The sequence below is a fragment of the Nocardioides sp. genome (genome assembly GCF_035703625.1).
Classification (GTDB): Bacteria; Actinomycetota; Actinomycetes; order Propionibacteriales; family Nocardioidaceae; genus Nocardioides.
The window spans coordinates 1-10282 of the sequence record NZ_DASSXS010000015.1 but is presented as its reverse complement, the minus strand read 5'-3'; the positions used below and the strand labels follow the sequence as shown (position 1 = coordinate 10282).

Below are 10282 nucleotides of genomic sequence, written 5' to 3'. Positions count from 1 at the left end.
CTTCGACGAGGGTCGGGTCGACGTGGTCGACCCTCGTCCCGGTGAGCAGCTCGATGAAGGGGAGGTCCGTTCCGCTCTCGAGGCGGCGTACCTGCAGGACACGCCGGCCGAGCTGGCCAGCGTCCCGACCGCACCCGACGTCGACGACTCCGACGTGGCCGAGGCGCTGGAGCGCTTCGCCAACCCGGCCCTGTCCGGACCGGTCACCCTGGTCTTCGATCGCACGCAGGTCCGGCTCACGCCGTCCGAGTTCGCCCCCGTCCTGGCCATGAAGGCCCGGGGCGGCGAGCTGGTCGCCGACCTCCGCGAGCAGCGCCTGACCGGGCTGGTGAGGCGCGGCATGAGCAACAGCCGGAATGGTGCGCCGGTCGATGCGACCGTGCGGATCGTGGACGGCCGGCCGAAGGTCATCCCCGACAAGCCCGGCGTCCGGTTCCGTCCCGCCGACGTCGAGCGGCAGTTCCTCCGGCTCCTGCGCAAGCCGGACGGCAGGAGGGAGGGTGCGGTCCCGGCCAAGCTCGCCCGGGCCGACTTCCGCACCGCCGACGCCCGCAAGCTGAAGATCCGCGAGCAGGTCTCCGAGTTCACCACCTACTACCCCCACGCCGACTACCGCAACACCAACATCGGACGCGCCGCCGAGCTGGTCAACGGCACCATCCTCGAGCCGGGGGAGACCTTCTCCCTCAACGACACCGTCGGGGAGCGGACCCGCGCCAACGGGTTCACCAAGGGCTTCATCATCGAGGACGGCGTCTACCGCGAGGATCTCGGCGGCGGTGTCTCCCAGATGGCGACCACGACGTTCAACGCGATGTTCTTCGCCGGCCTGGAGGACATCGAGCACAAGACCCACTCGTTCTACATCGACCGCTACCCCGTGGGCCGGGAGGCCACGGTCGCGTGGGGGTCGGTCGACCTCCGCTTCCGCAACGACACGCCCTACGGCGTCCTGATCACCGCCCGGGTCACGCCGAGCACGCCGTCGTCCGACGGTGTGGTGACGGTGCGGATGTGGTCCACCGACTACTGGGACATCACCTCCTCGACGTCCGACCGCTACGACTTCACCCAGGAGCAGACCCGCCGGCTCACAGGCGACGACTGCGTCCCCAACGACGGGTACGCCGGGTTCGACGTCGACGTCACCCGCCACTTCCGGAGGGCGGGGGAGAGCACGCTCCACCACAACGAGCGGTTCCACACGACCTACCTCCCCTCAGACACGGTCATCTGCGAGTAACCCGGGGCACGGTCAGGTCGTTGCCACGGTATGCGCCGACTGCTCGCCCTCGCCCTGACGATCCTCACCATGCTCGCGCTCGGATCCGCCCGGGCCGGCGCGGCGCCGGAGGGCGACCCGATCGAGGTGTCGCCGACCTACCCCACCTGGGGGGTGCCGCCGGAGGGAGCCAACGACTGGGCCTGCCGCCCGAGTGCCGAGCGACCCACGCCGGTGATCATCGTGCACGGCACCTTCGGCGACCAGAAGTCGCTCCTCGACGAGCTCTCGCGGGCGATGGTGGACGAGGGGTTCTGCGTCTACTCCCTCGACTACGGCAACCGGGGCACGCGGGCGATCGAGGACTCGGCCGCCGAGCTCAGGACGTTCGTCGGCGAGGTGCTGGCCGCCACCGGAGCCGCGAAGGTCTCGATGGTGGGTCACTCGCAGGGCGGGTTGATGCCGCGCTACTACATCAAGTTCCTGGGCGGGGACCAGGTCGTCGACGACCTGGTCGGGCTGGCGCCGTCCAACCACGGCACGACCGTCAGCGGGCCGCACGACAACCCGATCACCGGCTCGCAGGCGCAGGTCGTGTTCTGCCGGGCCTGCATCCAGCAGGAGCAGGGGTCGGAGTTCCTGACCAACCTCAACGCGGGCGACGAGACCCCGGGAGCGGTGAGCTACACCCAGATCACCACCCGCAACGACACGGTGGTCGTGCCGCACACCTCGGGCTACCTCGCCCCGGGTGACCGCACCACCAACCTGACCATCCAGGACACGTGCCCGGACGACCAGGCCGAGCACCTCCAGATCCCGATGAGCGACACCGCGATCGCGCTGACCCTCGACGCGCTCGAGCGGGACGGCGCCGCCGACCCCGCCTACCAGCCGGCGTGCTGATCAGCCAGCTGCCCGGCAGGCCACGTCGATCGGGTAGTGGACGGCGGCGCTGAACAGGTAGCCGTCGTCGTTGTCCGGGGCGCGTTCGGGCTGCCGTCGTCCGGTGCTGTCGGTGGCTCGCACGACGAGGTCGTGGGACCCCGCGCGCTCCGGGGTCCAGGGGAGGGTCCAGGCGACCCAGCAGGAGGGTTCGTTGCGGCCGACGAGAGTGGCGTCGGCCCAGCGACGGCCGCCGTCGGTGCTGACCTCGACCCGGCTGATGGACGCCTCGCCGGCCCAGGCCCGGCCGCGCAGGCGGGTCTTGCGTCCGACGGTCGCGCCGCCGTTCGGGTCGCTCGTTCCGTCGAGGCAGCTCATGACGGGCATCCGGTCCAGGGCGGAGTTGGTGTCGGACCAGCCGATGCCGTGCATGCGGTACCACTTCGTGTTCCACGGGGAGGTCTCCGCGGTGGTGGTGACCCGCAGCTCGCCCAGCCACTTGATGCTGGCGATCCCCACCCAGCCCGGCACGATCAGCCGGGCCGGGAACCCGTGGTCGCGGGGGAGCGGCTCGCCGTTCATCCCCCAGGCGATGAGCACGTCGTCGAGTGCCTTCGAGATCGGCACCGGGCGCCGGACCCGCCCGTGGTTCACCCCGTCGTCGACATACGGCTCGTCGAGACCGACCGCCATCACCTGCACCGCCGACTCGAGCAGCCCGGCGTGCCGCAGGATCGTGCCGAGCGGCACGCCCGTCCAGCGCGCGACGCCGATCGCGCCGAGCCCCCACTGGGTGCCGGGCCGTGCCTGGCCCTGTTGGTCGGCGAAGAGCCGGCGACCGTTGCCGGTGCACTCGAGCGCGAGCTCCTGGGTCTGGCTGGAGAACGACTGGAGCTCCGCCAGCGTGTAGGTCGCCTCGCGGTGCACCCCGTCGCCGGTCACCAGCAACCGCCAGGATGCGGCGTCGACGACCGCCGGTTCCGTGTGGTTGCGCACGAAGAAGCGCTCGGTGGGCGTCAGGTACGGGACCTCCTCGCCGTCCCAGACGGTCTCCAGGTCGGTGCCGTGGTGGACGAAGTGGTCGCCCGCCACAGGTCTCCCGAAGTGATCGCGCAGCATGCGTTAATCATACTGACGGACTACAGTTTAATCACGTCGTCGTGGGTCACCTCACGGGGTGAGCCGGTTCAGGTCACGGGGGAAGAGGGTCACCTCGCGGACGTTGGCCGCCCCGGTCAGGCGGCTGGTCCACCGCTCCAGGCCGATGGCGAAGCCGCCGTGCGGCGGCATGCCGTGCGCGAACGACTGGAGGTACGACGCATAGGTCCCCGGGTCCTCGCCTCGGGCCCGGATGGCGGCGTCGTACTCCGAGTGCCGGTGCAGCCGCTGCCCGCCGGTCACCAGCTCGACCCCGCGGAACAGCAGGTCGAAGCTGTTGGACCAGCGCTCGTCCCCGGGCCAGGGGTGGGTGTAGAACGGCCGCTTCACCATCGGATAGCCCTCCACCGCGACGAAGTCGCTGCCGTGCTCGGCCCGCGCCCAGGCGCCCAGCGCCCGCTCGTGCTCGGGGGCGAGGTCCGGCTCGTCGTCGGGCGCGCCGACCAGGGCGAGCGCGTCGCGGAAGTGGATCACGGGGAACTCCTCCGGCACGACCGGGACGTCGGCGCCGGTGCGCTCCACGGCAGGAGCGGCGTGCTCGTGGACGGCGGCGACCATCCCGGCCAGCACGGTGCGGAGCACCGCCAGGACGTCACGGTGGTCGTCGACGAAACCGAGCTCGACGTCGAGCGAGACGTACTCCGCCAGGTGGCGCACCGTGTCGTGCGGCTCGGCGCGGAACACCGGCCCGACCTCGTAGACCCGCTCGAAGACCCCCACCAGCTGCTGCTTGTAGAACTGCGGGCTCTGGGCGAGGTACGCCGGCCGCCCGAAGTAGTCGACCCCGAACACGTTGGCCCCCGACTCGGTCGCGGAGGCGACGAGCTTGGGCGTCTGGATCTCGGTGAAGCCGGCCTCGTCGAGCGTGCCGCGGAAACCGCGCAGCGTGGCCGCGGCGAGCTCCCACCTCGCGCGCTGCGCCGGGTGGCGCCAGGTCACCGGAGCGCGGTCGAGCATGGTGGACAGCCCGGCGTTGAGGGTGGGGCGCCAGAGCTCGACCGGCGGGGTGGCGGCCGGCTCCGTCAGCAGCGTGACCGCGGGTTCGGTCACCTCGATCCCGCCCGGGGCCTGCGCGTTCGGTGTCGCCACGCCGACCACGTCGACGGTCGTCTCCTCCGGCAGCTCGGCGAGCCGGGCGGTCTCGCCGTCCCTGAGCACGACCTGGGCGAGGCCGCTGCGGTCGCGGACGACCAGGAAGGTCACCGTCGCGAGCTCGCGACGGCGGTGCACCCAGCCCTGGAGCCGGACGGTCGACCCGGGTTCGGCGTGGGGCAGTGCGGAACAGAGTGTGCGTTGCATCTGGTTCACCTCCGATGAGCGGTAAGCCCTGGAGGTGTGGGCGGGGGCCAGATCGCGGTGCCACCACACCTTCGCCGGCGGACGTGCGGATGCCGGCCTCTCGTCGGTACGTCGTACGCACGGGCCACGCTTCACCGAGGGTCGTCACGCCTCGCGTGGAGCCGGGGAAATCGTAGGTCCGCCCGAGGTGTGCGGCCAAATGGGTTTCGCCGACCCCTAGCCTGAGCCCGTGCTCACCCACCTGCGCCTCACCGTCCCGTCGTCGCTCAGCTCCCCTGTCCGAGAGCTGCTGCTCGACGACGAGTGCGTCACGGGCGTGACGTTCCAGCAGGGGGGAGTGCTCAAGCCGGAGGGCGACCTGATCGAGTGCGACGTGGCCCGGGAGCGGGCCGGTGTCCTGCTCCGGGCACTCGACGACCTCGAGCTCGACAAGCACGGCGGGATCCTGGTGGTCGAGCCGGCCGCGACGCCGTTCGACGACGCCCGGCGGCTCGAGTCGGCGGCGCCCGGGCACCCGGACGACGCGGTGATCTGGGAGGCGGTCGAGGCCCAGGCGGAGGCGGGCGCGGTGGCCACGGTGTCGTACCTGATCTTCCTGGTGCTGGCCGTGATCCTCGCCGCGGTCGCCGTGCTCACCGACTCCGCGATCCTGGTGGTGGGCGCGATGGTCGTCGGGCCGGAGTTCGCCGCGGTCGCAGCCGCGTCCGCCGGGATCGTGCTGGCGCGCTGGGGGCTGGTCGGTCGGAGCCTGCGGCTGCTGGGACTCTCGTTCTCGTTCGCCGTCGCGGTGGTCACCGTGCTGGCCCTGCTCGGCCGGTTGCTGGGCTGGATCACGCCCGCGATGGTCGCCCGGCCACGGCCCAACACCGGCTTCATCTGGCACCCCGACAAGTGGTCGTTCATCGTCGCCCTCGTGGCCGGCGCGGCCGGGGCGCTGGCCCTCGCGATCCAGAAGACCGCGACCATGGTCGGCGTCTTCATCAGCGTGACCACCGTCCCCGCGGCCGGCAACCTCGCCCTGGGACTGGCGGTGTGGAGCCGCGACGAGATCGTGGGATCCCTCGCCCAGCTCGGGATCAACATCGCCGGAATGATCATCTCCGGCACCATCCTGCTGCTCGTCGTCCGCACGTCCTGGCCGTGGATCATGGCCCGCACCGAGCGGCTGCTCGGGCTGCGTCCGTGGCACGTCAACGGCGAGCGGTGAGGTACCCGGCCGTGTGGTGGGTGCGGAAGCCGAGGCGCTCGTAGAGCGCGATCGCACCGGTGTTGGGCGTCTCCACGTGCAACCAGGCCGTCGTCGCCCCGAGGCCGGCCGCCCAGTCGAGCAGGTCGACGATGACCTGCGTGGCCACGCCCTGTCGTCGACGGTCCGGATGGACCTCGACGGTGTGGATCCCGACCCAGTCGCCGTCCAGCGCGGCCCGGCCCCGCGCGTGGTCCCCGATCCCGGCCTCCACACGCACGGGTCGTGTGCCTGAGCGGGACTCAGAGGTCGGTGTCAGGGACACGACCTCCTCGCTGGACAGTGGTGGAGCGTGCCGGAGCACCTGCGCGACCGACGCGATCATGAAGTGGGCCTCCCCGTCGGGCTGGGCCTCCCACCCGTCGGCGACCAGGGCGGCCTCTGCCTGCGATCCCACCTCCGCCTGGGCCAGCGCCGGGCGGTCCCGCTCGGCGTAGAACTCGCGGATCGCCGGCAGCGCCTCCTCGAGGGGGAGGCGGAGGTCACCCATGGCGAGGACGGAGTTGGCGCGCCGCCGCAGCCGTCCCTCGTAGGGCGGCGCCGCCCGGAGCAGCCACCCGCCCAGGGGTCGGGTCTCCACGTCCGGCCACAGCGACAGCACGTGCAGCTCGGCGTCGTACGACGAGACCCGGTGCCGGACCGACGGCCGCGGCGGCACGGGCTTGCCCGACACGATGTCGGCCAGGGCGATCTCGACCGGCTCCCCGGACGCGGGCCGGATGACACAGCGGCCCTCACCCCACGCCGTGCAGACGCCGAGGAGGTCGGTCATCGCGGGGCCACCGGACGGGCCCGTCTCCCCGCGCAGCAGGCGGCGTACGACGACCCGCTGGCCGACCACGTGGGGGCCCAGTCGGTGGGCGTCGGGGGATGCCTGCACGGGGGGATACTAGGCTGGCCGTGAACATCGAACAGCGTCATGCCTTGCGAAGATCCAGGAGGAACTGGTGACCTACGTCATCGCCCAGCCGTGCGTCGACCTCAAGGACCGCGCGTGCGTCGACGAATGCCCGGTCGACTGCATCTACGAGGGCAAGCGGATGCTCTACATCCACCCCGACGAGTGCGTGGACTGCGGTGCCTGCGAGCCCGTCTGCCCGGTCGAGGCGATCTTCTACGAGGACGACACCCCCGAGGAGTGGAAGGACTACTACGACGCCAACGTCCACTTCTTCGACGACCTCGGCTCGCCCGGCGGCGCCGCCAAGATGGGCGAGATCGACAAGGACCACCCCCTGATCGAGGCGCTGCCCCCGCAAGAACACGACGAGTGACCCGGCCCAAGGTCTCGCAGCGGCTGCCTGACTTTCCCTGGGACCACCTGGCCGAGGCGGCAGACCGCGCTCGTGCCCATGCCGACGGCGTCGTCGACCTGTCCGTCGGCACCCCGGTCGACCCGACGCCGGCGGTGATCCAGGAGGCGCTGCGGGCGGCGGCCGACTCGCCCCGCTACCCGACGACGATCGGCCGGCCGGAGACCCGGCAGGCGGCCATCGACTGGCTCGGGCGCCGGCACGGGGTGCGCGGACTGGGCCTGGACGGCGTGCTCCCGGTGATCGGCTCCAAGGAGCTGATCGCCTCGCTACCCGGCCACCTCGGCATCGGTCCCGGCGACCTGGTCGTCCACCCGGCGCTCGCCTATCCGACCTACGAGGTCGGGACCACGCTGTGCGGCGCCCGGTCCTTCGCCACCGACTCGCTGACCTCGCTGGGCCCGGAGGTCCCGGCCCTGCTCTGGCTCAACTCGCCGTCGAACCCGACGGGACGGGTGCTGCCCGTCTCACACCTGCGCAAGGTGGTCGACTGGTGCCGCGAGCGGGGGACGTTGCTGGTCTCCGACGAGTGCTACCTGGAGCTGACCTGGGAGGGCGAGCCCGCCGTCTCGGTGCTGCACCCCGATGTCTGCGGCGGCTCCCACGAGGGGATCCTGGCGGTCCACTCGCTGTCCAAGCGGTCGAACCTGGCCGGCTACCGATGCGCGTTCGTCGCCGGCGACCCCGCGCTCGTCGGCGAGCTGCTCGCGGTGCGCAAGAACCTCGGGCTGCAGATGCCCGCGCCACAGCAGGCCGCGATGATCGCCGCCCTCGGGGCCGACGGCGACGCCGCTGAGCAGCACGCGCGCTACGCCTCCCGGAGGGCCAGGCTGCGAAGCGCGCTCGCGGCCGCCGGTTTCCGGATCGACCACTCCGAGGGGTCGCTCTACCTGTGGGCGACCCGGGACGAGGACTGCTGGACCACGGTCTCCTGGCTCGCCGACCGGGGGATCCTGGTCGCTCCCGGCACGTTCTACGCCCCCGTCGGCTCGGCCGCCGGCGCGCGGCACGTCCGGGTCGCCTTCACCGCCTCCGACGAGCGGGTCGACGCCGCGGTGGCCCGACTGGCCTGATCGTGGTCAGTCGACGACGTCGACGTGCACGTGGTCGCGGTGCTCGAGGATGGCCTGGTCGCCGGAGCGCTCGGGCGGGTCGTAGTCGCGCCACCCTTCGTCCGAGCGGGAGCCCGCGGTCCAGATGCGGTCGTCGAAGATGACGTTCTGGATGACGAGCCGGTCGGCCTGGGCGACAAGGTACTGGGCGATGGCCCAGCCCCGCCGACGGTTGTCGGGCGAGACGGGTCGGACGAACACGTCGATCGCGCGGCCCTCGTAGTGGGTCGACCCGGGCTGGTGCCCGTCGGTCACCCCGCCGGGTGCGAAGCCCCCGAGGGACAGCCCGCCGAAGGCGGCCTCCAGGTCCCGTCGTACGACGTCGCTGCGGCGGGTGAGTCCGTTCTCGAGCAGCCGGTCCGGTGCCTCATCCCCGTCGTCGTCGACCACGCAGGTGAACGCGCGGGGCGAGTTGCCGGTCAGCGCCGAGGCGAGGGCCCTCGCATCCCTCTCGTGATCGGCGTAGGCGTCGGGGAAGGCGGACCGCTGGACCAGCTGGGCCGCCTCGGTGATCTCCATCGACTCGTAGCCGTCGACCCGCGCCAGCGCGTCGTAGAAGGCGTTGATCGAGTAGTAGGGGTTCAGGATCTCCTCGCGGGTGCCCCAGCCCTGTGACGGCCGCTGCTGGAAGAGCCCGAGGGAGTCCCGGTCACCGTGCTCGATGTTGTAGAGCTTGGACTCCTGGGTCGAGGTGGCGATGGCGATGCTGGCGGCGCGTGCGGGCATGCCGCGCTGGACCGAGATCGCGGCCATGAGGGCGACGTTCTCCGCCTGCTCGAGGGTCAGCGAGACCGAGTGCCCATCGACCTCGACCTCGCAGCCCTCGCTCGAGAGCAGTGGTCCCACCCGGTCCAGGACGCGCCCGCCCAGGACGACGGCACCCCCGAGCAGGACGACGACCCCGAGGCCGACGACCCATCTCGTGCGCACCCGCGGCCGTCAGTTCGCGTGGAGGTCGGCGTTGAGCGCGATGCCGTCGCGCTGCCACGGCACGGCCTCGACCGTGCCGGTGACCGAGTTGCGGCGGAACAGCACGTTGGCGGCTCCGGACAGCTCGGCCGCCTTGACCACCTTGGGCTTGCCGTCCATGTCGAGCATGGTGACCTTCGTGCCGGCGGTGACGTAGCAGCCGGCCTCCACGACGCAGTCGTCTCCCAGCGAGATGCCCAGGCCGGAGTTCGCGCCGAGCAGGCAGCGCTCACCCACCGAGATGACGGCGGTGCCGCCACCGGAGAGGGTGCCCATGATCGAGGCGCCGCCGCCGACGTCGCTGCCGTCGCCCACCAGCACGCCGGCCGAGATCCGCCCCTCGACCATCGAGGCACCGAGCGTGCCGGCGTTGTAGTTGACGAAGCCCTCGTGCATCACGGTGGTGCCCTCGGCGAGGTGGGCGCCGAGCCGCACGCGGTCGGCGTCGGCGATGCGCACCCCGGTGGGCAGCACGTAGTCGACCATGCGCGGGAACTTGTCGACGCCGTAGACCGTCACGTGGTGACCGGCCGCCCGGAGCCGGGCCCGGGTGGACTCGAAGCCGGCGACCGCGCAGGGCCCGAGGTTGGTCCACACCACGTTGGTGAGCAGGCCGAACACCCCGTCCATCGAGATGGAGTGCGGCACGCACTGTCGGGATGAGAGCAGGTGCAGTCGCAGCCATACGTCCTGGGTCGTGGCCGGAGCGGCCGACAGGTCGTCGATCACGACCCTGACCACCTCGCGCACCACGTCGCGCGCGTCGTCCTTGCCCGCGAGTGCGGTGAGGTGGTCGGGCTCGGCGGCGTCAGCGGGCGGCTCGCCCAGGGTGGGGGAGGGGAACCAGACGTCGAGGACGTTTCCCTCGGAGTCGAGGGTGGCGAGGCCGAAGCCCCAGGCGTTCTGCGGAGTTCCAGTCACGGCCTCAACTGTACGGAGGCGCTCCGGCCGGTCACTGGCCGGTGCGGCCGTCGATGCACTCGCGCAGCAGGTCGAGATGGCCGCAGTGCCGGGCGTACTCCTCGATCATGTGCACCACGATGTCGCGCACCTCGGTCGGGTCCCCGTGGACGTCGAC

Annotated in this window: 11 protein-coding genes; 5 read left to right on the top strand and 6 right to left on the bottom strand. The window is 71.8% G+C overall.

Features of this window, described 5'->3' with window-relative positions:
* Together VFN12_RS00740 and VFN12_RS00735 are read left to right on the top strand one after the other, a co-directional pair.
* A partial coding sequence (locus VFN12_RS00740) for a VanW family protein (RefSeq protein WP_325116618.1) occupies positions 1 to 1243 on the top strand: 1243 nt, incomplete at its 5' end.
* Positions 1244 to 1273: 30 nt separating this feature from the next.
* Complete coding sequence (locus tag VFN12_RS00735) at positions 1274 to 2128, top strand: esterase/lipase family protein (protein WP_325116617.1); 855 nt, start codon at positions 1274 to 1276, stop codon at positions 2126 to 2128.
* Here VFN12_RS00735 and VFN12_RS00730 read toward each other — a convergent pair whose 3' ends face one another.
* Entirely contained in the window at positions 2129 to 3226 is a 1098-nt protein-coding gene (locus tag VFN12_RS00730) for a sulfite oxidase (protein ID WP_325116616.1), read from the bottom strand.
* Positions 3227 to 3277: 51 nt separating this feature from the next.
* Positions 3278 to 4564, bottom strand: coding sequence for an aspartate--tRNA(Asn) ligase (gene aspS / locus VFN12_RS00725; RefSeq protein ID WP_325116615.1), 1287 nt, complete (start codon positions 4562 to 4564; stop codon positions 3278 to 3280).
* Between the two features lie 229 nt (positions 4565 to 4793).
* Here aspS and VFN12_RS00720 point away from each other — a divergent pair, with 229 nt between their 5' ends.
* Positions 4794 to 5771, top strand: a complete 978-nt coding sequence (locus VFN12_RS00720) for a DUF389 domain-containing protein (RefSeq protein ID WP_325116614.1) — start codon at positions 4794 to 4796, stop codon at positions 5769 to 5771.
* Here the strand turns inward: VFN12_RS00720 and VFN12_RS00715 are convergent.
* Complete coding sequence (locus VFN12_RS00715; RefSeq protein ID WP_325116612.1) at positions 5755 to 6690, bottom strand: GNAT family N-acetyltransferase; 936 nt, start codon at positions 6688 to 6690, stop codon at positions 5755 to 5757. The two genes, VFN12_RS00720 and VFN12_RS00715, sit on opposite strands and share 17 nt — an antisense overlap.
* A 67-nt stretch (positions 6691 to 6757) precedes the next feature.
* Here VFN12_RS00715 and fdxA point away from each other — a divergent pair, with 67 nt between their 5' ends.
* Both fdxA and dapC read left to right on the top strand, forming a co-directional pair.
* The gene (gene fdxA, locus VFN12_RS00710; protein WP_325116611.1) at positions 6758 to 7084 is read left to right on the top strand and encodes a ferredoxin; all 327 of its coding nucleotides are present in this window, start codon (positions 6758 to 6760) and stop codon (positions 7082 to 7084) included.
* Positions 7081 to 8196, top strand: coding sequence for a succinyldiaminopimelate transaminase (gene dapC / locus VFN12_RS00705; protein ID WP_325116610.1), 1116 nt, complete (start codon positions 7081 to 7083; stop codon positions 8194 to 8196). Before fdxA ends, dapC begins: the two co-directional genes overlap by 4 nt.
* A 6-nt stretch (positions 8197 to 8202) precedes the next feature.
* Here dapC and VFN12_RS00700 read toward each other — a convergent pair whose 3' ends face one another.
* From VFN12_RS00700 to VFN12_RS00690, 3 genes are all read right to left on the bottom strand, one after another.
* Positions 8203 to 9165 (bottom strand): hypothetical protein, encoded by a 963-nt coding sequence (locus VFN12_RS00700; RefSeq protein WP_325116609.1) that lies wholly within the window; start codon positions 9163 to 9165, stop codon positions 8203 to 8205.
* A 9-nt stretch (positions 9166 to 9174) separates the two neighbouring features.
* A complete protein-coding gene (gene dapD / locus VFN12_RS00695; RefSeq protein WP_325116608.1) occupies positions 9175 to 10125 on the bottom strand; it encodes a 2,3,4,5-tetrahydropyridine-2,6-dicarboxylate N-succinyltransferase in 951 nt (316 codons plus the stop codon).
* A 31-nt stretch (positions 10126 to 10156) separates the two neighbouring features.
* A partial coding sequence (locus VFN12_RS00690; protein WP_325116619.1) for a DUF664 domain-containing protein occupies positions 10157 to 10282 on the bottom strand: 126 nt, incomplete at its 5' end.

Bases quoted from the DNA above. Each gene is read 5' to 3' on its own strand.
- VFN12_RS00735 (WP_325116617.1), top strand. From the start codon at position 1,274: ATGCGCCGACTGCTCGCCCTCGCCCTGACGATCCTCACCATGCTCGCG.
- VFN12_RS00730 (WP_325116616.1), bottom strand. From the start codon at position 3,226: ATGCTGCGCGATCACTTCGGGAGACCTGTGGCGGGCGACCACTTCGTC.
- aspS (WP_325116615.1), bottom strand. From the start codon at position 4,564: ATGCAACGCACACTCTGTTCCGCACTGCCCCACGCCGAACCCGGGTCG.